The sequence below is a fragment of the Allohahella marinimesophila genome, assembly GCF_039538005.1.
Classification (GTDB): domain Bacteria; phylum Pseudomonadota; class Gammaproteobacteria; order Pseudomonadales; family Oleiphilaceae; genus Allohahella; species Allohahella marinimesophila.
The window spans coordinates 26,087-48,019 of the sequence record NZ_BAABBO010000002.1; the positions used below are offsets into that span (position 1 = coordinate 26,087).

The following is a 21,933-nucleotide window of genomic DNA, read 5'->3' on the forward strand; positions in this document are numbered from 1 at the left end:
ATACTAGTCTACTTAACAAGGAAGCAATCAGTGAGGACCAAGACATCTATCTCCAATTGTTCACGCTGCTATCACTCAACCGGCCCCTGTGCTGTATTGTCCTCCACCTCCGCCCGAAACCTGGGCAGATACTCTGGATAGTTTTCCTGAATGAAGCTGATCATGCCTTCTCGCATCGCGCATCTCAGATCCCAGAGACTATTTGAGTTTCTGGCGCTCATCAGGAAGCGGATCTGGATGGCCTTCTCGCCAGCTTCCACCACCTGAACCGACGCCGTTGCGCGGTCCCAGTTCGTCGACTCTTCGAGCAGGCGCGTGAATTCCTTGCGCAAGGGGTCGATCGGAATGCCATAGTCAGCCCAGATGGTGGTTGTGCCAAGCAGGTCGGCGCTATACCGCGACCAGTTCTGAAACGGGTTTTCGATAAACCATTGCAAGGGCACGATCAGGCGACGCAGATCCCAGATGCGCAGCACCACATAGGTCGACGTCACTTCCTCCACCCAGCACCACTCACCCTGAACGTGTAGCACGTCATCGATACGGAAGGGCTGGGTAAGCGCTATCTGCATGCCGGCCAGCATATTGCTCAGCACCGGGCGAGCCGCGAAACCGAGGATGATGCCACCGATACCGGCCGAGGCCAGCAGGCTGGTACCAATCTGCCTGACTGAGTCAAAGGTCATCAGCGCGGCACTGATACCCACGAGGACTATGATCACGTTGAGACAGCGAACGAGGAATCGGGTCTGTGTCTCAACCTTGCGTGCCCGCTTCCACTGGTCATCCAGCGCCGGATTCATCTTCACGATGACCTCGCCAATGGCTGAGATACTACCCACCGCCGCCCAGGTAATCGCCAGAATCAGCAGCAAGGTCGTCACGGCCTGAACGGACGCCAACAGCGGAAGATCCTGAGGCACCGAATGCAGCACACCCGATAGTGCCAGCAAACAAAAAATAATGCCCAGCGGGCCTGCTGTGGCGGTGAGGAATATTCGTGAAGCGGAATCAGGTTCGGCAAATCGGTCAACAACAAAGACCAGCGCCTTGTACAGCCCGAAACCCAGGGATATAGCGAGTAGAGAAAAGGCGGCAGTACCTGCCCAGGCAATCAGACCTTCCTCAATCACCTGCAGCATACATCCTCCGCGAGTTCTCAAACTATTGGGATCTAGGGGTCTACGTGGTGCTGCATACGCTGGCTCGCCTCGGAATAAAATCGAGACCTTTTGAGTCCTAGCTAGCCAACACCACTTGGTATACTATAAATATGTCAAATGGTGACTCGAAGGTGTTCGTATGATGCCAACCGCCGATATCTGGACCTCAACCGGCATACCACAGCAAGGTGAGGCTTTGTTCGCACAAATCGCCGAGGGCTTCAGCACCAAGGTCTTCGATGCATTGGCTGAACAATCTGGACTTACCAAAGCCGACATTAGCGAAGCACTGGCGTTGGCGCCGACCACGCTCAGCCGGCGAATGAAGAGCGGCGTGTTTACCCGTGACGAGAGTGATCGCGTCTACCGCTTTGCTCAACAGCTCTCAGCGGCTACCGCCTTGTTCGAAGGCGACACGAGCAAGGCGGTGAGGTGGATGACACGACCAGTCAGAGGCCTGGGTGACCGTCGGCCCATCGACATGCTCTCGACCTCTGCAGAGGCGCAGGCTGTCATCGATCTCATCATCCGTCTTGAACACGGCGTATTTTCCTGATGGCAATTGGTTATCGGCTCGTGAAGTCCCGTTTCGCCAATAACCCTTTCTCAGGCGAGGGTGCCCGCCTCGCCGGAGGCCGCTGGAACAGCAAAGGCTTACCCTGCGTGTACGTCGGATCCAGCGAGTCTCTGACGATCCTTGAGATCATGGTCCACCTGGATGATTACGCGCTGCTCGACTCATACCGCCCGTTCCAGGTTGTTCTACCCGACGATCTTATTGAAGTGCTCTCTCATGACCAACTGCCCCCTAACTGGGCAAACAAAGCCACCCCAAAAGAAACGACGACCATCGGTGATGCGTGGCTGCGAAAGGCTGAGTCGGTAGCACTTGCAGTACCGAGTGTCATCGTGCCCCGTGAGACCAACTATGTTCTCAACCCTGCGCACGGAGAGTTTGCCAATATCCTTGCTAGCGCCGTGGAGCTGGAATTCAACGTTGATGAGCGACTTCGCAAATGAGAGCAGTAAGCCTAAATGGCTTCGGCCGTTACGTCAGACTCGAACTGACGAGCCTGAACAAACCAACTCCCGCTGCTGACGAACTACTTATCGAAGTAAGAGCGTCATCGCTCAACCCGGTCACCCCTCAACAACCGGCAGCTTAAACTTCTGCCACGCACTCATCCCGCCAAGCAGATTGCTGACGTTCGTATACCCTGCCTTGAGCAGAATGCTGACGGCGACGCCTGCTCGATGCCCGACACCACAAGTCACGACAATCCGGTCGGACTTGCTGGCTTTCAGCTGGTCCAGCCGCTCCGACAGATACCCGACATAAATATTCTGCGCGCCCTCGATATGACCAGAGGCGAACTCGTCGTCTTCACGAACATCGAGCACAAGGTACCGATCTCGCTCTTCATGGAGTGCCACCGGCGTGATGACATGGCAGCTCCTGATCGGTGTTGCCTCTTTCCGCCAACTCGGGAATCCACCGGCCAGACCAGCCTTGACGTTGTCGATGCCGATGCGATTCAGATGCTGCGTCGCCACCGCCACATCGTCGGTGCGGTCGCATATCAACACGATGGGAGTGTCGGCTTCGGCCACCCAACCGCCAAACACCGGCAGGCCACCCATCCAGACGCTGTAGCTGTCTGGAACATGTCCGCCGGCGAACGCTTCCGGCTCACGCGTGTCGATCAGTAGATGATCATGCTGCATATCAGCCACTTTAGCACTCGTTAGCAAGTCCGGCTGGTGTTCAATCGACTTCGGTGGCAGTCCGCCTCGCAGATTGACCTTTTCCATATGCCGGAAATACGGCGGCCGCGGGGGCCGTTCGCTGCCCTTGTATTCAACGAACTCGGCGCGACTCATGGTAAACACCTTGTTGTACCGCTTCTCGGCACCAATCGTCGACATGGGCTTCTCGGCCATCCCGCTGCCACACACCGACCCTGGCCCATGGGCTGGCAGGACGATGGTAGTATCGCCGAGATCCGCGAGCTGCTGGTGTATCGAATCGTAGATGAGCCCTGCATTTTGGGCCGTGTCGTCGACATCGGGTAAATCTGTCCTGCCGGTGTCACCAAAGAACAGCGTATCGCCGGTGAAGACACACCAGGGCACGTCATTGTCGGCTTCGTAGACTGCGTAACAGAGGCTTTCAGGCGTGTGTCCGGGCGTTTCCAGCGCGACGACGCGCAGTGAACCTAGGCTGAAGCTTTCCCCGTCACCCAGGCGAATATCGCCATGTCCGAAGAGCTCATGCTTACCCGTGACCATGCGAGCGCCAGTCAACCTGGCCAGATACGCAGACCCCAGCACGAAGTCTTCCTGCCGATGGGTCTCGACGACATAGCGTATCGTGCAGTCCTGCGCGCTGGCGGCTGCCACATACTCCTCGACGTCCCGCCGTGGATCGATCACGGCGGCTTCGTTGCCGTCGCATAGCAGATAGGCAAAGTGTGAAATAGCTGGTGTTTCGATGGGAATGAGCTTCATGGTGAGCGCTCCTGTTTGAATGAACATCTCATGGTTCAGGGTGGAATTCGAATCGCTAACCCTGCGGGCTATGGGCCATCCATTCACAATAAGCGGCAAGCTGTTCGGGCAGGTCTTCAGGGCAGACGCCACACTGGCGATTACCAGGCACCGCATAGTCGATGAACTTCGGGTAAGCCAGATTCAGGTTCTGCATGATCTCGCGGAACTGCGCCAGATCCTTGCCCTGGCCGAGGCGAGGATTACGGTTTTTCTCCTGCGCGACTGTAGACACACGCCGGTCCTGATAGTCATGCGCAGGATAAATCAGGTAGTCCTCGGGCAAGGTGAAGAGCTTTTCCGTGACGCTGCGATAGAGGGTGTCTGCATCGCCGTTCTGGAAATCCGTGCGGCCGCAGCCATCGATCAGCAGGGCATCCCCGGTCAGCACCCTGTCCTGGATAACATAGGCAAAGTGTCCATCCGTATGGCCAGGCGTATGCAGGGGCTTGAAGCTCAGGCGCCCCACCTCGAAGAGCTTGCCTTCTTCGATTCCCACATCGGTGCACGGCAGGCGATCCATGGCCGGGGCAGCGATTCTGCTCCCTGCTTTCTGTTTGAGCTGCAGGGCCGAGGTGATGTGGTCAGCATGAATATGGGTATCCAGGGTATGAGTCAACTTCAGGCCAAGCTTCTGCACCTCATCCAGGTCGCGCTGCAGCGAATTGATGACGGGGTCGACCAGGACTGCCTGACCAGTGTCGTCACAGCCGATGAGATAGGTGTAGGTACTGGAAACAGGCTCGTAGAGTTGTCTGAAGATCATGACGCATCCTCCGTGTTGTGGAGCTGTTTACGATCCGGGTTCCGCACAGGACTGCTGCATGGCAAATTCTGAAGGTTTCTTGCAGTATGGAGGCTCATCCGGAGCCAAAGCAACATGACCCAACTGATACTCCGCAGCGTCCGCCTGCCGGATAGTCCTCAAAGCACTACTGATCTTCTGATCGAGGATGGCTATTTCGTCAACCACTTCGAAGCCCGTGCCGAGCCTCCGTTGCAGCGAAACATGAACGGGCGCCTCGTGCTCCCTGGCCTGATCGAAACCCATATCCATCTCGACAAGGCCTGCATCATGGATCGATGCACGCTGCACGATGGCACACTGGCAGAAGCCATCAGCCAGACGAGCAAGGCCAAGGCGGCATTCACGGAAGAGGATGTCTACGCTCGGGGCGCATTGGTACTGGACAAGGCCATCATTCAGGGCACGACCTACATGCGCACCCATGTGGAGATTGATCCTGGAATCGGCCTCACGGGCTTCCACGCCATCAAGCGGCTACAGGCAGATTACGCATGGGCTCTGGGGCTCGAAATCTGCGCATTCCCCCAGGAGGGCTTGCTCAATAATCCCGGTACAGAAACCCTGCTTTGCCAGGCACTGGATCAGGGGGCGAAGGTGCTGGGCGGTTGCCCTTACATGGATTCTGATCCTGACGGGCAGATAAGGCGGCTCTTCGAACTTGCTCAGCGCTATGACTGCGATCTGGATCTGCATCTGGATTTCGATCTCGAACCAGACGGACTGACCGTACCAACCGTTATTCAATGTACCCTCGACTACGGCTGGCAGAACCGTGTCACCATTGGTCATGTCACCAAGCTCTCCGCACTGCCTCCGGCGCAGTTTGACCCGCTGGCCCTGGCGCTTGCAGAAGCAGGCGTGAATGTCACGGCACTGCCAAGCACTGATCTGTTCCTCGGTGGCAGGAACGCCACTCATGACATTCCTCGCGGCGTTGCACCGCTGGCCAGGCTGCATGCCTGTGGTGTCACCTGTTCGGTCTCCACGAACAATGTCGGCAATCCATTCACGCCCTACGGTGATCTCTCGTTGATTCGCCAGGCCAATCTGTTTGCCAACGTCAGCCACCTCGGCACGACGGCCGAGCTGTTGCAATGTCTGGACTGGGTTTCCACTGAATCGGCCCGCATTCTGCGCCTGAGCGACTATGGCCTGTCGCCGGGCTGTCGAGCAGATTTTATCGTGCTGGACGCGGAAACGCCTGCGGCGGTCATCGCTGAAATCGGTCAGCCTCTGATGGGCTTCAAGGCGGGGCGACAGACCTTTCAGCGAAGTGCTCCAGAGATCCTCAGACCCGAGGCCGCATCCTGAGCCAGTGCATGGTCAGGGATTAGTGGCCAAAGCGCGCCAGGTCACCGATAAACGGCTTGGGGATCGGCGGCGCAAGGTCGCCTTTCTTGCTGGTCTTCAATCCAATGGCGACCAACGCTTCGGCCCATTTGACGGCAACAGTCACACCATCGATTACCGGCACTCCGAGTTCGTCCTGCAGTCTGGCGCAGAGGTCCGTCATGCCAGCGCAGCCGATAACGATCGCCCCTGAACGGTCAGCCGTGAGTGCGTGACGGCAACTATCCAGAATGATGCGGTAACTATCGTATTCAGCCTCCTCAAGGTCGAGCACGGCCACATTGCTACCGTGAACGCCACGGCAGAACTTCGCCATCCCATAGGTATGCGTCAGGTGTTCAGCGATGATGCAGGACCGTTCAAGCGTTGTGACCACTGAAAAGCCGGTAGCCAGAAGACTGGCCGTGTGCATGGCCGCTTCGGCAATACCAATCACGGGTCCGGTTGCCAGCTCACGCGCCGCAAGCAGCCCAGGGTCACCGAAACAGGCAATCACATAGGCATCGATGCCCTCGGACTCGCCTGTGCGGATCTCGTCAAGTATGCCGACGACACTGAGTGCTTCATCGTAGTGCCCTTCGATAGACACGGGGCCGTTCCGGGGACTCACGGCAATGATGTCGGTGCCCGCGGCGGCGACCATGCGCGCTGCCGCACCGATCTTATCGGTCATGGACAGCGTCACGTTTGGGTTGATGACCTTGATTTTCATAGTGTGCGCATCAGACCTGTGACGACGGGGCATAGAACGGTTCGCGCTTCTCCCCATCCAGGTAACCCTCATAGAACTTCTTAACGTGCGGGAAGACGGCTTTCGCAAGGTGAATGCGCTGCTCTTCTTCTGCGGTCCGAGGCTTCGATAGCTGCTCCGCGATCTCATTGAGTACCTGGTCGCGATCGACCCTTGTAAAGCGGCCGTTGTCGTAGATCACTTCTCCCCCGACGACGGTCTTGTCGACCGACTGGGTTTTGGCACGCTGCATGATCGAATCGAGGATCGGAATCTGGTCATCCTGATAAGGCCAGAGAGCCTTGCGGTGATCGATGACGACGAAGTCAGCCATCCGGCCAGGATCGAGACGGCCGATGTCCTTACCGAATGGGGTCGTCATCGCGCCGTGTTCCGTTGCCATGCGCAGCACCTGTGGGCCGGTCGGCACGACGTCATCCATGCCGGGCACGCGATGGGCGCGCAATACCAGACGCATTTCCTGCAGCATGTCGCGGTCTTCATTGATGCCAGCCTCATCCAGACCGATGCCGACTGTCATGCCGTGTTTTTCGAAGGCGTTGAGCGGCGCAACGCCGCTGCGCAAGCGGAAGTTCGAACTGCAGTTGTGACAGATACAAACGCCATGCTGAGCGGCAATTTCGATGTCTTCTTCTGTGAGCCAAACGCCATGGCCCAAGGTCAGGCGGGGACTGAGGATGCCCAGCTTGCCGAGATGCTTGAGTGCAGTCGTGCCGGTTCGGCGACGCGCATATTCTTTCTGATAGGCGGTTTCGACCAGGTGCATGTGCATCGGTGCATCATCCCGCAGCGAGCGCTCTTCCAGTGCGCTGAGGGCATTGTCGGAACACCAATGCAGGTTGGCCGGTGCAAGCTGGATGCGGGTGCGAGTCTGGCCTTCATTCTCCGCGACGAGGTTGTCGTAGAGGGCAAGATTATCAGCAAATGGAATCGCCTGTTTCTTCAGGTGTTCTGCGACCGAAGCCTGAAGGTCGGCAGGCAGCCGGGCGACGAAGGCTTCGTCAGATTCATAGACGAGCCGGTTTTGCTCCCGAACGGCATAACAGTAGGAGGCTCGCATACCGACATCACGATAGGCATTGACGACCTGCAGGGCCGCTTTGTTGATCTGTTCGAGCGGCCCGGGCATCCAGCCATGAATATGCTGAACCGTGGTGATACCGGAGGCGATCATTTCGAAGGCTGAATAGAGCGTATCGAGATACTTGTCGATATCCCGTGCCGACATACGGCTGGCGAACCACAGTTCGAGCGGATGATCCGGTGACCCCAATTGCAAGGGCGTCACACCGACGTGGTGATGCGCATTGACGAAACCTGGCAGAATGATGTGATCGTCAGAACCGATCACTTCGGCAGAAGGGTATTTTGCTTCGATCTCTGCCAGCGGACCGATATCGACGATCACGCCGTCACGCTGGAACAGCGCGCCATTTTCGAGCACATCGGCGCGGTCGCGATCGATGGCGCCACGGACTATCCATTTCGCCTTGAAGATTGATTCTTTCATAGAAGCTTCGCTCGATTTGATAGAAACATTGAGAAATCCATGACAGGGGCCTCTCGCCTACTTGCGTCCTTCCTGATCGATCCACCACAGGAGACGCTTCTGTACGATGCGCAGTAGCTGATCCAGCAGGAAGCCGAGCAGACCGATGAGGGTCATGCTGAAGAACACCAGCGATGAGTTGAAGGTATTGCGCGCCATCATGACGATCTGCCCCAGGCCGCTGCCAACGCCCACAGCCTCTGCGATGAGAACGACCATCCAGGCGGCAAAGAGGTTCAGCCGCAAGGTCATGAACAATCCTGGCAGGATCGACGGCAGGATCACCCTGGTATACATCTGGCGCTTGGTGGCGCCCATGATGCGGGCCACCTGTATGTAGTTGGCTGGCACGTTGTCGATCTGATTCAGGGTGGCCAGCACGATGATGAAATACACCGAGACGAAGACCATGAAAATGGCCGGCGTATTGCCGATGCCGAACAGGAAGATGGCGATGGGCAACCATGCCACTGGAGAGATCGGTGCCAGCAATGTAATGGTCGGCAGAGTCAGGTTGCCGAAGATGCGGTTGTAACGGTTCAGCAGGCCGGTAGCGACTGCGAGTGCGAAACCGATTCCCAGACCAACCACCACGCGCATAGTGGTCCAGAGAATGACCGCCAGAACACCCAGCACACTGGCGCCCGTGTCATCGGAACCGACAATGTTGCCGCGGTCGAAGAACTTGAACTGCTCCGGAAGGTTGGATAGAAAGATGTGCGGCGGTGGCATGAGCAGTGGGTCCGCCCAGCCGACGTACCAGCAGAACTCCCAGAGACCGGCGAAAATGCCGACTGACAGCAGCCACCAGCAGGCGGTTTCGACTCTCGACTTCATTTTCCCTGACAGTCCACCGAGTATTTTTCTCGGACGAGCTGGCGCGCTGGTGACGGGCGTCACATCGGGGCCGGTGGCCGGATGTGTCGCCGTCGGAGAGGCATAACCTTCATCGCTGCTTTTCATGGGGGCTTCCGTTGTTGAACGGCTCACGCCGTATGGCTACCGGTTTCGCTGCGCTGTTGATCGGCGAAGGCCCGATCGACTTCATCCGCCAGCAGTTCGGATAGTTCGTCCTGCAAGGCATGGAAGGCTGGATCGCGCGGACTGCGCGGGCGTTCGAGATCGACGCGAATATCTTTTTTCACCCGGCCAGGACGCGAGGTGAAGACGATGATGCGGTCGGCCAGCGAAATGGCTTCATCGATGGAATGGGTCACGAGAATGATTGACGCCCCGCTATCCCGCCAGATCTGTAGCAGGAAGTCCTGCATCTTGGTACGCGTCTGCACATCCAGCGCAGCAAAGGGTTCGTCCATCATCAGGACCTTTGGCTGCATGGCGAGGGCCCGCGCGACGGCGACCCGCTGGCGCATGCCACCGGAGAGTTCATCCGGCCGCTTGTCGAGCATGTCGCCAAGGCCGACCTTCTTCATGATCTTGCTGGCGGCTTCACGCCGCAATCCCGGCCCCATGCCACGCAGACCGAGGCCGAAGGTCACGTTGTCTGAGAGGGTCAGCCATGGATAGAGCGAGGCCTCCTGGAAAATCATGCCGCGATCGGAGTCGGGCCCGGTCACCGGCAGCTTGTCGCACTCGATGGTGCCGGAACTCGTCGACTCGAGCCCGGCAATCATGTACAGCAAGGTGCTCTTGCCACAGCCGGACGGCCCCAGCAGAACGATGAACTCGCCACGCTCTACTTCAAATGACAGGTCGTCCAGTGCCAGCAATGGTGATGCGCTATCAGGGTTCCAGACTTTCGATACCTGATGGCAGGAAACAGCGGGAACAGCCATGGATTCAGTCCTGTGTTGGTGATCAGGCAATGCCAGCTGATGTCAGCTTGAGGCTGTCGTACAAAGGCTGGTTCTCCGCAATGACCTGCTCCAGCAGCGTCCAGTCGATGGCCTTGTCATCCGGAATCTTCTTGACGTAACCCAGCTCCTTGAGTGACTCACCGCGCGCTAAAATGAAAGATGTCTGATCGCGCTGATCGATCTTGACCGGCTGCTTGTTCTTCGCATCCCGTGCGGCTTCCATCGACGTCTTGTAGTACCGGCCTACGGTGGCCTTCAGGGCTGCTTCCGGATCGGCTTCGACCTGGCTTTGTGCGACTAAGAGGGCCTTGATGACGGCTTTGACAGCTCCCGGATTCTTTTCCAGCAGCGGAGTTCTTACCGCCAGTACGCAATCCGAATATTCCGATCCGTAGAGATCTGTTCCGTCTGAAATGATCGTTGCGCCCTTTCGCGAAGCGAGCGACTGCGAGGCGTATGGCTCGATGTGGCACATCGAATCGATGGCACCGCTGATGAAGGCCTGTGCCATCTCAGGCGAGGTGTTGAAGTAACGCACATCGACATCCTTGAAGCTCATGCCAGCCTTTTTCAGATAGTCGAACGGCAACACTTCCAGTGTATCGGCCTGGAAAGTGCCGAGCGTTTTGCCGCGCAGATCCGCGGCACTCTTGATGCCTTCCGCAGCGACGATCATGCACCCTTCGACACCACCTCCGGCGACAATCTTCACTGGCGCGCCGGCGTCGTAGAGCGTTATGAAATTGGAATAGGGGATCATCGACATTTCGACGATGCCGGCGCCGAACAGCGTTGCGATATCAGCGTTGGACGGTGTGACTACGAAATCAAGTTCGACGCCATCATCCTTTGCCAGATTGCGCTCTTTAACGAGGAACAGCCCCAGGTTACAGAAACCAGTACCGTGCGTCGTCTTGATCATAGTGGAGCTGGCAGCCCATGAGGCAGTGGGGTTTAGCGCAGCGGCGAAACCCATGGGCAGCAATGCCGCAACGCCAGTCATGGACGCGCCCTTCAAGAAATTGCGGCGAGACTTCAGCAACTCTTCGACGTTCTGCATATAGTTTCCATGCCTATCACACATAGCGAACTCCAATCATCAGAAATGAATAGTGGGAAAACATTGCGCCTCGACGAGAGCGAGTTGCATCTGTCACAAGCCCTGCTCTTGCCCTCTGACGTGCTCGAGGTGGCTGTGTGCTTGCGTTGTTCTGGCCAGAGCAAGCGTCATGCCATGAGTTCACACGCCTGGAGCGCTGCCTTGGACGCAAATCGCATCAAGCCCAGTGCAGTAACGGCTTAACCCGCATATTCATGCGAATAAATTGTCCACAATTCTCTAGTTTTATGTGTGCATAACGAAATTTTATTTTGCACTTTAATCGTGCAAAGCAGGCAGGCAACATCCTGAATTGGTGCATTAACTGGACTCATCTCTGATCTGGCCAATGATTTATACCGAATCGCCTGCGAAGCGCTCGCCCACGGCTCGCAGCAATTGCTGACAGTATTGTGTACAAAATTATGTGATGGCATATTCCTTGCGAACAGAGCTTTCCTAGCGAAGCTACGCGGAGAGCCAATGCGCATTCTTCTACTCAATGGCAATACCAGTGAAAGCATCACCGAGGCACTGTTCGCAGAAGCCAGAAGGCATGCTGGCGGGGAAACCGAAATCGTGGCGACGCGGTGCGAACGTGGCGCCAATGTCGTCGCCAGTCGTGCGGCAGAAGTGGTTGCGGCCAGTGCCATGCTGGAAGCGGTCGCCGCTGTCGATGAGCCATTCGATGCCGTACTGGTCGCAATTTCATTCGACACTGCGGTACAGGCGTTGCGCGAGCTACTGCCTGTACCGGTAGTCGGCATGACGGAGGCGGCGTGTCACGTCGCGACCATGGTTGGCTCTCGTTTCGGTGTCGTTCTGCCTGGTGAACGAAACGCTGCCGTCTATCGCGAACGCATCGTTGCCTGCGGCTTCGAGCCGCGCTTCGCCGGCATGCGTGTGGTCGGATCGTCGGCGGCTGCACTCTATGCCGACCCAGAGAATGCGCTCGAGGCGATCCGCATCGCGGCTCAGGCGCTTGTCGACGAAGACCGTTGCGATGCTGTGATCCTGGCTGGCGCAGCCCTCGTCGGGCTACATCGAAGAATTCAGGCAGACTGTCCCGTGCCCCTGATCGATGGTATTGCCTGTGGCGTCGGTATGCTGGAGTCGCTGGTCCGCCTGAAGCTGCCGAAACCGCGGGCAGGCAGTTATGCCGCTCCAGCACCTGCGCAATTGCAGAATATCGACCCGGCACTGGCCGCGCTCTTCGCTTGTCCTGCCGTGGATAGAACTCACCCTGGTTTCAGAACGGAAGGCGATCATGACCATGAATACTGAAGACAATGTCGATGCGCTTGGGTCCCAGGATCAAGACATCGATTACACCCTATTGGGGCATGACATCATGCAGCGCGCCGAGGTACTTGCGCAGCATACAGAGCAGGCAGGCATGATGACTCGCACCTATCTCACGGCCGCCCATGTCGCGGCTGCAGCCCAGATAGAGGCCTGGATGCAGGATGCCGGCATGACGGTTCGCCGCGACGCGACAGGTAATGTGATTGGACGCTACGAGGGCACTGATCAACACCTTCCGATGCTCATGACGGGCTCGCATTTCGACACGGTTCGTAATGGCGGGAAGTACGATGGACCACTCGGCATACTGCTGCCAATCGCCTGCATCGACGCCTGGAACAAGCTGGGCAGGCGCTTTCCCTTTCCAGTCGAAGTGGTGGCGTTCTGCGAAGAAGAAGGTGTCCGCTTCAAGGCGCCACTGCTCGGTAGTCGTGCCATCACCGGCACCTTTGATTATGCCGTGCTTGATAACCAGGATTCTGACGGCATGACGATGCGCGAGGCGATGACGGCCGAGGGCCTCGATCCGGAGTCTCTGCCCAGTGCTGCGATGCCCTCAGACAGTGTTGCCGCCTATCTCGAAATTCACATTGAGCAAGGTCCGGTGCTCCTTGAGGAAAACCTGGCCCTTGGCGTGGTAACCGCCATCTCCGGTTCAACCCGCTTCATCCTCGAGTTGGAGGGCCTCGCCGGCCACGCCGGCACTGTCCCGATGAGCTCACGGCATGACGCCGCCATGGCGGGTGCCGAGATTGCCCTCTACATCGAACGTCGCTGCACGGCTGCAGCGGGTCTGGTGGGCACCGTAGGCCAGTTCAACGTCCCCAATGGGGCCGGCAATGTCATTCCAGGAAAGGCGGTAATATCCATCGACATTCGCGCAGGTGACGATGCGCTACGCATTGAAGCCGTAGACGACATTCAGACCGAGATCACACGCATCACCACACGCCGCGGCGTTCGTCCTCACCTGATAAAAACCTACGAGGCAGCCAGCGTGGCCTGCGCTGACTGGTTACAGGCGCGACTGGCGGAGTCGATGCAGCGGCATGGCTGCCCCCCTCTCAGCCTGCCATCCGGGGCGGGCCATGATGCCATGATCATTGCCGACATTGCCCCCGTCGCCATGCTGTTCGTGCGCTGTGGAAATGGTGGCATCAGTCATCATCCTCGCGAAACGATGACAGCGGAAGATGCTGCAATGGCCGCCCAAGTCTTTGCTGATTTTGCCGAGAACTTTTCGGTGCCAGATCGTCAATGATTCAGCGGTACATCGATGCTTCAGGCGAAAATGGCTGTCAGGTCGACTGCTGCCTCCTCATCGACCTCCAGCCGCAGCGTGTTTTCCACCGCGCGAAGATGGGCGGTCAGGCGTTGCGTCGCCAGTTTCACGTCCCTGGCTTCAATGGCTTCGATGATGTCGGCATGGTGATGATCGGGGCAGGAGGGGGTATTCGCGGCGTCGTACAGTGTGATGACGAGACAGGTTTGCGCCGTCAGTTCGCGCATCATACGCACCAGGATGGCATTCCCCGCCAGTTCTGCGAGCAGAACGTGAAACTCACCGGACAGACGGATGATAGCGAGGCGATCGCCATCGCGGCGAGCTTTACGCTCCTTCGTGATATGTCGTTTCAGTGCCCTGATGTCGCGACCCCCGGCATCGTCGCACAGCAGCCTGATGATCGCCGGTTCGATCAGGTTGCGCGTGAAAAAGACCTCCCGCGCTTCTTCTACCGAGGGTCGTGCGATAAACGCACCTCGGTTCGGTATCAGCTCGACCAGTCGCTCATGAGCCAGCCGCGCGAGCACCGGTCGAATCTTCGTACGACTCAAACCGGACAGCACCACCAGACGCTCTTCCACGAGCTGGGTGCCAGGCGCAAGTCGATGTTCGAGAATCGCATGCAGAATCTTCTGATAGAACTGCTCACTGGTCATGCCTCGATTGGCCAGCGTGTCCTGTGTGACAGGCTTCAAGCGACTGCTCGCTATAGGGGCTTTCTTGTGGACTGGTGTGTTCAAGCTGCCTCAGGAATAGATGTTTGGTTAGATCGTATGCAATTCTGCTTCAGATTTTATACAAAATTGAGCGGAATCGTTTGTATTTTTTCTATTACAGCCAAGGTAGCGTGAATGGATCAACATCGACCTGCCGAAGTGAGTAATTCATCCGCGCCAGTCTCACCCCGTGCTTACCATGCTTTGCGAGCTCGTGATATCGCTGGCCAAATCAGCTCTGGCACCCTGTCCGCAGTCGACCTCGTGGCCTGCCTGTTGAAGCGGATGGCCACTATTGACCCATCTCTGGGGGCGATGGTCGATGTCGCAGCTGACGATGCGCTGGCGCAGGCCAGGCAGGCCGATCAGCTTGCAGCGACAGGCAGCCGTTTGCCCTTGCTTGGCGTGCCATTTACCGTCAAGGACAACTTATGGGTCAAGGGGCGGCGAGCCACCTACGGCTCAAGGCTTTACGAGGATTTCATCGCGCCTGAGGACTCCTGGAGCGTCGCAGGACTGAAGGCGGCAGGCGCCATCTGCATCGGCATCACGAATTGCTCGGAGTTTGCCTGCAAGGGCGTGACGTCCAATCCGCTGCACGGCGTCACCCGCAATCCGTGGCAACCGGATCTGACCCCGGGCGGATCATCCGGCGGTGCGGTGGCCTCGGTTGCGGCAGGCTTCAGCCCGATAGCCCTCGGCACTGATACAGGCGGCTCGACCCGGCGCCCGGCTGCCCATACTGGTTTGGTCGGATTCAAATGTACATCCGGGCTGATCCCCAATCCGTGGGGCTTCGACGAGCCCTGTCGCGACATGAGTTCGATCGGCACGATCGCTCGAGACGTCCATGATTGCGCCCTGATGATGGATGCACTTGCTGACTACGATCCCCGTGATCCCTTGTCGCACCCGCTGCCATTGGACATGTCTGTCCCCTCATCATTCTCCCGGGCGGTCAGCTCGCCTCCGAACGAGGCCCTGCGCCTGGCCTGGTCGCCTAACCTCGGCTGTGGTTTGGCCGTCGATGACGATGTCGCCGTGGCCATCCAATCTGCCATTAATCGACTCCGCGAAGCTGGCTGGAAGATCGACGATGCCACTCCGCAATGGAGTGAAGACGTCATTCATTTCCCTTATCTGATGCGACAACACGCCGAACTAGCGGTGCTTTTCGGCGAGCAATGGCAGAAAGATCCTGCGCAGTTCGATCCTGTCATCGCCGCCCAGATCGAGAATGGTCAAAGAGTGAAAGCGTGCGAACTGGCCGAAGCGAACTTTTGTCGTCACCGCGCCCGCACGCAGCTGAATGCTTTTTTCGAGCGTTACGACCTGCTGCTTTGCCCTACCGTGCCTGTCGAGCCGTGGCCGTGCGACGAGCTGGCGCCCGCCACGATTGGCGGTCGGCCTGCAGGCCCACGCGACCACGCAGCGTTCACGCCGCTGTTCAATCTCTGTGATACACCGGCGCTATCAGTACCCTGCGGATTCGGTCGGCGCGGGCTGCCAATAGCGCTGCAGATCGTCGGTCAGCGGTATACCGATATGCGCGTTCTGCAGTTCGGCGCCGAAGTCGAACGGCTGCTCGGCCTCGAATTTCAGTCTTCGATCTTGCAAAACACAGGCGCTCAAAAATGATCAATCCCATCCGCTTAGGCATGCTCACCCCATCGTCCAACACGACCCTGGAGCCAGTCACTACGGAGATATTGGCGGGTTTGCCGGAAACCAGCGCACACTTTGCCCGATTTCCAGTAACAGAAATCGCGCTCTCTGACAGTGCACTCAAACAATTTGACGATACGGCAATTCTGCAAGCCGCATTGCTGCTGGCCGAGCTGGAAGCAGAACTGGGTATCCCGATTTACGACACCATCTCCACCGTCGTGTGGAAATCGCTACGGCTGGCTGGCGCAGACACTGCTCGCCTCACCGGCTGGGGCTCTCTCTTTCAGGAGACTTTCTAATGGACACTGCTACTTTCGACCTGGTCATTCGCAATGCTCACATCGCCACCGCCACCGACATTTTCGATGCGGACATCGGTATTCGCGATGGCCGTATAGAGGCCCTGGCCCAGCGCCTGCCGCCCGGCAGGGAAGAGATCGATGCAGCCGGCCGATGGGTCTTACCAGGTGGCGTCGATGCGCATTGTCACCTGGCCCAACCCACTGACGACGGATCGGTATTCGCCGATGATTTCTTTACGGGGACGCGCTCGGCGGCTTGCGGTGGAACGACTACGGTGATGCCCTTCGCGCTGCAAAAGAAAGGGGCAACGCTGGAGGAGTCCGTCGCCAATTACCACGCAGTATCTGATGGCGAAGCCTGCATCGACTATGCCTTTCACCTGATTGTGGCCGATCCGACGCCAGATGTGGTGGAACGGGAATTACCGCAATTGATCGAGCGTGGTTACACCTCGCTGAAACTCTACATGACCTACGATGACCTGAAACTCGATGATCGTCAGATTCTCGATGTGCTGTCCATAGCCCGGCGCGAGGGCGGCATGACGATGATTCATGCCGAAAACACCGATTGTATCGCCTGGCTGACGGAACGCATGCTCGCCAAGGGCCTGAGCGCGCCAAAATTTCACGGCCTGTCGCGTCCAGTCGTGGTGGAGCGCGAAGCAACTCATCGGGCGATTTCCCTGGGCGAGTTCCTCGACACGCCGGTGCTGATCGTCCACGTGTCGAGCGAAGAGGCGACGGCTCAGATTCGCGATGCACAAAGCCGCGGCCTGAGTGTCTATGGCGAGACCTGCCCACAGTATCTGTTTCTGACAGCAGCCGATCTGGATCAGCCCGGCCATGAGGGCGCAAAGTGTATCTGCAGTCCACCCCCGCGTGATGCCAGCAGCCAGCAGGCTATCTGGGATGGCCTGAGCAATGGCACTTTTCAGGTCTTCTCGTCGGATCATGCGCCGTTTCGCTACAACGACCCGAAGGGCAAGCAAATCGGCGGCAGCGATGGCAACTTCACGCATGTCCCCAATGGTATTCCCGGCATCGAAACGCGCCTACCCCTGCTGTTTTCGGAGGGCGTGATGACTGGTCGCATCGACATCAACAGGTTCGTATCGGTGACCTCGACCGAACCCGCGAAGATCTACGGCCTCTATCCGCGGAAAGGCACGATCTGCATCGGCGCCGATGCAGATCTCGTCATCTGGAACACCGATATCGATATGACGATCCGTAATGATCGGCTTCATCACAATGTCGACTACACCCCATATGAGGGGCGGCATCTTCGAGCATGGCCCGCGATAACTGTATGCCGTGGCGTCACTGTCTATCAAGACGGTGAATTTACCGGCAGCAAGGGCTTCGGTGAATATCAGCGTTGCGATCGACCGACCCCGGCCAAGCCGAAGCCACAATTCGGTCGCCCTACACCATGGCTGGATGTTCTGTGACCCACCAGCCAACAATGTCCACAATCTAAAACTGGAGAATGCTTCCATGACCAGAATTGCCATTACTGCAGGCCAATATCGCTTCGTTGCAGAGCCTCATCCCGATGCACCTGAAACCGTTGAGGCCTTCCTCAAGCTGCTCCCATACCGACAGAAAGTGATTCATGTGCGCTGGAGCGGTGAAGGCTGCTGGATTCCGCTAGGTGAATTCAAGCTTGGCGTGGATTTCGAAAACCATACCAGCCACCCCTCGGTCGGCGACGTGCTGTTCTATCCCGGCGGCTATAGCGAGACCGAGATCATATTCGCCTATGGCAGCTGCTGCTTCGCCAGCAAGATGGGCCAATTGGCCGGTAACCATTTTCTCACTGTCGTCGAGGGCAAGGAGCAGCTGCGTCCGCTTGGTACCAAGGTACTGTGGGAGGGTGCACAGGATATTCTGTTCGAATTATTGGAGTGATGCACTCTGATGTTCATCGGTCAGGGCCCGACCATTCCGATGAGCTTCATCGGCGAGCTATAGTCTCAGCGCTGAAGCTATCGTTTTCAGCAAGCCTCGCAATTCGTCGAAATCCACCGGCTTCGTCAGGTAATGATCGAAGCCGGCTTCGATGGCCTTTTTCCGATCCTCTGCCTGCCCGTAACCCGTCAGCGCTATTAAAATGAGGTGCCTGGTTTCAGGCTGCGCCCGCAGCCGGCGCGCCAAGGCATTGCCATCCATATCCGGAAGACCGATATCGAGTATGGCCACGTCTGGAAATTGTTCCTTTGCCGCCTCCAAAGCTGCTTTCGAGGTATATTGCATAGTCACCTCATGACCAATGGTCTTGAGCAGTAGCGAGAGCATATCGATGGCATCGACGTTATCGTCGACAAGTAGGATGCGCAGAGCACGGTTCGAGCCAGCGGTTTCAGGGTCAGGCTTCGAGTGTCCGGATTCTTCTGTGCTCTGCGCCAGACGCGGCAGGGTCACCGTAAACGTGCTGCCCTGACCGATACCTTTGCTGACGCAGGCTACGCTACCATCGTGCAGTTCAGCGAGGTTCTTGACGAGGGCAAGGCCGAGGCCGAGGCCGCCCTGTGACCGGTCTGGTGTCCGCTTGGCTTGCGCGAAGAGCTCGAACATTCCGGCCTGCAAGGCCTTCTCGATGCCAATGCCGTTATCTTCGATACTGATGCGAATCACGTCTTCATCAACGCCGGTGCGCAACACGATGGTGCCCTGCTCTGGCGTATATTTCGCCGCGTTGCTCAGCAGGTTGGTATGAATCTGTATGAGACGCTTTTCATCACCGAGCACCCAGCCGCTATCCGGATCGATGTCGGTGATGAGACGATGCTGACGGGCATCGAACAGTGGCTGAACCTGTTCGATGGCATTGGCAAGAATGTTGGCGATGTCCTGCGGGGAACGACTGATGGTGACAATGCCGCGGCTGACGCGCGAGACATCGAGCAAATCATCCACCAGCGCAGTCATATGACGCACCTGGCGGCTGATGACCGCGCTGGTTCGGTTCAGAGTTGCCTCATCGAGATTGGCCAGCCCGATCGCGCGAGCAGCGGCCTTGATTGGTGCCAGTGGATAACGCAATTCATGCGCCAGCATCGCCAGGAACTCGTCCTTGTTCCGGCTCGCCGCTTCGAGTTGCGCCTCAGCCTGGTTGCGCTCAGTGGCGTCGATGACCACTGCCAGAATTCGTTCGACCCCGCTACGCCCACGCACACGGATCGGCGTGACGGTCTTGCTGACCCATACGCCCGAGCCATCCGGTCTTTGATATCTGTTGTAGATATCGAAGGCCTGCACACTACTCATCAGCTCCTGCAGCCGACGGCTGTTTTCTTCACGGTCTTCAGGATGGACAAAATCCATTGCCAGCTGGCCGATCAGCGCTTCCCTGGAGCGGCCAAGTATCTTGCAGAACTGGTTGTTTACTCGCAGCAGGCGACCATCACATCCGGTTTCAGCGATCCCGGCCGAGGCCTGCTCGAATAAGGCCGCGAATTCTGCCTGACTCTGGAGCAGGGCATTGCGATCGCGCTCGGCAGCGATCTGTGCCTGCAACAATGCTTGCGTACGCATAACCTCGATCTGGAAGATGCGCGTGAGCGCTGCACTCAATGCTGAGACGACGAGGTCGTAGAATTCTGCATAAGCATCGTCCAGCGGCAGGCGTGGACAAGCACCCGCCATGAGCAGCGCTGCGGGCGCGCTGTCACCGGCTCGCATGATGGGTATAGCGAAAGCATGATCTGGCGCCTCTTCGTAGGGGCCGCAAGCCACGCCATCCAGCAACGCTCTGAGATCGCTCACCGCTTGTCGCTGCGCCTGTTCAAGCAGTGTCGCAATGGGCCAGATACCAGGTTCATCAGTCGAGAGTTGCGGGGGACTGACGCAGAGCCCCGGTTCCACACCAGCACTTCCGGCGAGACGATATACCGTCTGCTCCGAGTCCTGATGATAGAGCACTACGAATGGCAGATCGGCGTCATACCGGGCGAGTGTATCAACGCTGAGCCGGAATACGTCGTCTGTCGATTCCGCTTGAGCCAGCGCTTTGGTGAGGTCGCCAAGTGCCCGGGTTCGCCGCTCGCCGATGACCGCCCTGGTGGTTTCAGTTGCTCGTTGCACCACCCCGGTGACCTTGCCGCCCTCATCGTGAACCGGACTGAACGACAGGTTGAAAAATGTTTCTTCCAGGCGGCCTTGTCTGAGCAGAAACAGCCTCTGGTTTTCGAGCTCGGAAGTCTCACCAGCGAGAGCCTGTTCGAAGGCCGGACCAATGACCGACCAGCCGGAAGCCCAACAGGCACGAAAATCCATGCCCAGGGCACCCGGATGCTTGTCACCACAAATGGCTTCGTAGGCATCGTTATAGATCTGGGTGCACTCTGGACCCCAGATAATATTGACCGGGTCGTTCGAAGCCAGAGAGTAACTGACGAGCGCCTGCAGGCTTTGGGGCCATTGTTCTGTAGGACCGACTGCCAGGCTGGACCAGTCAGTGCTACGAATGAGTTCAGCCTGCGCTGTGGCGCCGCTGGGAAATTGCTGATTGTTTACTGCCGGACAGACGTTCGTTCTGGAATCCATTGTTTGAATCTGCATGGGACGAACTGCGAAGAATAAAGATTAGCAAAACGCTGGCATATGGAACAGCTTTGGCTAACACCGCACACAATCCCACCTCGCCACACTGCTCATTTCCTGGACTGAGAACTGGCGTACATAACATCGGCGGGGGGCTGGTCGACGGTACATTCTTCGACATTTACACGAGTCGCTTCGACGAAGAAGCGCCACCTGTCGGCCCACAGGCATATCCAAGCGAGGGCAGCCTGACGATAGATTCGCTCGATAGGGACCGCGTGAGCGGCAGCTTCGAAATGATTGCGGATAATGGCGAGAAGATCCAGGGCAACTTCGATCTCAACCTGCGGTAAAACCAATCCAGCCGCAGCGGCTCACGAGCCGCTGCGGTCGGCAAGCACCCACACCAGCTCATCCGCTGGGTACAAGCCCTTCAAGCCCCCTTCAACTGTCGTATTCGATGCCAGCCTGACATCGTAGTGCCGGCCATAATGACGCTCGACTTCCGCTTCATCTACTGAAAACGGGGGGCCTGCCATCAGGCGCTGGGCGTAGTCAAAAGTAATCAATAACTGCGGCGCCTTGTGGCATATCGCCATCAGGTGATCCGCATACCGTGCACGCAATGCCTCCGGTAAGGCCACCAACGCGGCACGATCATAGATCGCGTCGACATGACCGAGCGTGTCAGCGCGCAGATCGAAGATGTCGCCAACATAGATGTCGATATCCTTCGCGCTGTAAAGGCTGAGCGAGCCAACTTCGGTGACTTTCGGCGTCACCTCGAGCTCTTCGAACAGCTGCTCGATGGCAGTGGGGACCAGCTCGGACCCTGCAACGCTATAGCCGTTCGCGAGCAGCCAGCTGATGTCGCGCGTCTTGCCACATAAGGGCAGGAGCACACGGCTACCCGGTTCAAGCCCTAGCTTGCCGAAATGGTGCAGGAGCAGCGGATTAGGCTCGCGCTTGTGAAAGCCCAGTTCTTTCTGCTTCCATTTCTCGTGCCAGAAATCTCTGTCCATAGT

21 protein-coding genes are annotated in these 21,933 nt (G+C 57.8%); 10 read left to right on the forward strand and 11 right to left on the reverse strand.

Annotated elements, in window-relative coordinates:
• Positions 1-71: 71 nt before the first annotated feature.
• A complete protein-coding gene (locus ABD735_RS04860; RefSeq protein WP_344803889.1) occupies positions 72-1,142 on the reverse strand; it encodes a mechanosensitive ion channel family protein in 1,071 nt (356 codons plus the stop codon).
• Positions 1,143-1,302: 160 nt separating this feature from the next.
• Here ABD735_RS04860 and parS point away from each other — a divergent pair, with 160 nt between their 5' ends.
• On the forward strand, positions 1,303-1,719 hold the full coding sequence (gene parS, locus ABD735_RS04865) for a type II RES/Xre toxin-antitoxin system antitoxin (RefSeq protein ID WP_344803891.1): 417 nt from the start codon (positions 1,303-1,305) through the stop codon (positions 1,717-1,719).
• 20 nt (positions 1,720-1,739) lie between these two features.
• Positions 1,740-2,183, forward strand: a complete 444-nt coding sequence (locus ABD735_RS04870; RefSeq protein WP_344803893.1) for an RES family NAD+ phosphorylase — start codon at positions 1,740-1,742, stop codon at positions 2,181-2,183.
• Between the two features lie 120 nt (positions 2,184-2,303).
• Here ABD735_RS04870 and ABD735_RS04875 read toward each other — a convergent pair whose 3' ends face one another.
• Both ABD735_RS04875 and ABD735_RS04880 read right to left on the reverse strand, forming a co-directional pair.
• Positions 2,304-3,671, reverse strand: a complete 1,368-nt coding sequence (locus ABD735_RS04875) for a rhodanese-like domain-containing protein (RefSeq protein WP_344803895.1) — start codon at positions 3,669-3,671, stop codon at positions 2,304-2,306.
• A gap of 55 nt (positions 3,672-3,726) precedes the next feature.
• Positions 3,727-4,476, reverse strand: a complete 750-nt coding sequence (locus ABD735_RS04880) for an MBL fold metallo-hydrolase (RefSeq protein ID WP_344803897.1) — start codon at positions 4,474-4,476, stop codon at positions 3,727-3,729.
• A 114-nt stretch (positions 4,477-4,590) separates the two neighbouring features.
• Between ABD735_RS04880 and ABD735_RS04885 the strand changes: the two genes are divergently transcribed.
• The gene (locus ABD735_RS04885) at positions 4,591-5,829 is read left to right on the forward strand and encodes an amidohydrolase family protein (protein ID WP_344803899.1); all 1,239 of its coding nucleotides are present in this window, start codon (positions 4,591-4,593) and stop codon (positions 5,827-5,829) included.
• Positions 5,830-5,848: 19 nt separating this feature from the next.
• Here the strand turns inward: ABD735_RS04885 and ABD735_RS04890 are convergent, their stop codons facing one another.
• The 5 genes from ABD735_RS04890 to ABD735_RS04910 are packed head-to-tail and all read right to left on the reverse strand — an operon-like array spanning position 5,849 to position 11,045.
• Entirely contained in the window at positions 5,849-6,580 is a 732-nt protein-coding gene (locus tag ABD735_RS04890) for an aspartate/glutamate racemase family protein (RefSeq protein WP_344803901.1), read from the reverse strand.
• Positions 6,581-6,590: 10 nt separating this feature from the next.
• Positions 6,591-8,129 (reverse strand): amidohydrolase family protein, encoded by a 1,539-nt coding sequence (locus tag ABD735_RS04895; protein ID WP_344803903.1) that lies wholly within the window; start codon positions 8,127-8,129, stop codon positions 6,591-6,593.
• Between the two features lie 57 nt (positions 8,130-8,186).
• Complete coding sequence (locus tag ABD735_RS04900) at positions 8,187-9,131, reverse strand: ABC transporter permease (RefSeq protein WP_344803905.1); 945 nt, start codon at positions 9,129-9,131, stop codon at positions 8,187-8,189.
• 23 nt (positions 9,132-9,154) lie between these two features.
• Positions 9,155-9,964 carry an ABC transporter ATP-binding protein gene (locus ABD735_RS04905; protein ID WP_344803907.1) on the reverse strand — a complete coding sequence of 270 codons (810 nt, stop codon included), beginning with the start codon at positions 9,962-9,964 and terminating at the stop codon, positions 9,155-9,157.
• A gap of 22 nt (positions 9,965-9,986) precedes the next feature.
• Positions 9,987-11,045, reverse strand: a complete 1,059-nt coding sequence (locus ABD735_RS04910) for an ABC transporter substrate-binding protein (protein ID WP_344803909.1) — start codon at positions 11,043-11,045, stop codon at positions 9,987-9,989.
• Between the two features lie 522 nt (positions 11,046-11,567).
• Between ABD735_RS04910 and ABD735_RS04915 the strand changes: the two genes are divergently transcribed.
• Together ABD735_RS04915 and ABD735_RS04920 are read left to right on the forward strand one after the other, a co-directional pair.
• Positions 11,568-12,368, forward strand: coding sequence for an aspartate/glutamate racemase family protein (locus ABD735_RS04915; protein ID WP_344803911.1), 801 nt, complete (start codon positions 11,568-11,570; stop codon positions 12,366-12,368).
• Positions 12,352-13,650, forward strand: coding sequence for an allantoate amidohydrolase (locus tag ABD735_RS04920; protein ID WP_344803913.1), 1,299 nt, complete (start codon positions 12,352-12,354; stop codon positions 13,648-13,650). Before ABD735_RS04915 ends, ABD735_RS04920 begins: the two co-directional genes overlap by 17 nt.
• Positions 13,651-13,670: 20 nt before the next feature.
• On the opposite strand, the gene ABD735_RS04925 is transcribed toward ABD735_RS04920, so the two are convergent.
• On the reverse strand, positions 13,671-14,414 hold the full coding sequence (locus ABD735_RS04925; protein ID WP_344803915.1) for a GntR family transcriptional regulator: 744 nt from the start codon (positions 14,412-14,414) through the stop codon (positions 13,671-13,673).
• 111 nt (positions 14,415-14,525) lie between these two features.
• On the opposite strand from ABD735_RS04925, the gene ABD735_RS04930 reads away from it, so the two are divergent.
• The 4 genes from ABD735_RS04930 to ABD735_RS04945 are packed head-to-tail and all read left to right on the forward strand — an operon-like array spanning position 14,526 to position 18,274.
• Positions 14,526-16,028, forward strand: coding sequence for an amidase (locus ABD735_RS04930; RefSeq protein ID WP_344803917.1), 1,503 nt, complete (start codon positions 14,526-14,528; stop codon positions 16,026-16,028).
• A complete protein-coding gene (locus ABD735_RS04935) occupies positions 16,025-16,357 on the forward strand; it encodes a hypothetical protein (RefSeq protein ID WP_344803919.1) in 333 nt (110 codons plus the stop codon). The genes ABD735_RS04930 and ABD735_RS04935 overlap by 4 nt, the downstream gene beginning before the upstream one ends.
• Entirely contained in the window at positions 16,357-17,814 is a 1,458-nt protein-coding gene (gene hydA, locus ABD735_RS04940; RefSeq protein ID WP_344803921.1) for a dihydropyrimidinase, read from the forward strand. The genes ABD735_RS04935 and hydA overlap by 1 nt, the downstream gene beginning before the upstream one ends.
• Before the next feature lie 46 nt (positions 17,815-17,860).
• Complete coding sequence (locus ABD735_RS04945) at positions 17,861-18,274, forward strand: DUF3830 family protein (RefSeq protein WP_344803923.1); 414 nt, start codon at positions 17,861-17,863, stop codon at positions 18,272-18,274.
• A gap of 57 nt (positions 18,275-18,331) precedes the next feature.
• Here ABD735_RS04945 and ABD735_RS04950 read toward each other — a convergent pair whose 3' ends face one another.
• A complete protein-coding gene (locus ABD735_RS04950) occupies positions 18,332-20,926 on the reverse strand; it encodes an ATP-binding protein (RefSeq protein ID WP_344803925.1) in 2,595 nt (864 codons plus the stop codon).
• Between the two features lie 53 nt (positions 20,927-20,979).
• Between ABD735_RS04950 and ABD735_RS04955 the strand changes: the two genes are divergently transcribed.
• Positions 20,980-21,261: a hypothetical protein gene (locus ABD735_RS04955; protein ID WP_344803927.1), complete on the forward strand. Its 282-nt coding sequence runs from the start codon at positions 20,980-20,982 to the stop codon at positions 21,259-21,261.
• A gap of 21 nt (positions 21,262-21,282) precedes the next feature.
• Here ABD735_RS04955 and tmpT read toward each other — a convergent pair whose 3' ends face one another.
• On the reverse strand, positions 21,283-21,930 hold the full coding sequence (gene tmpT / locus ABD735_RS04960; RefSeq protein ID WP_344803929.1) for a thiopurine S-methyltransferase: 648 nt from the start codon (positions 21,928-21,930) through the stop codon (positions 21,283-21,285).
• Between the last annotated feature and the right edge of the window lie 3 nt (positions 21,931-21,933).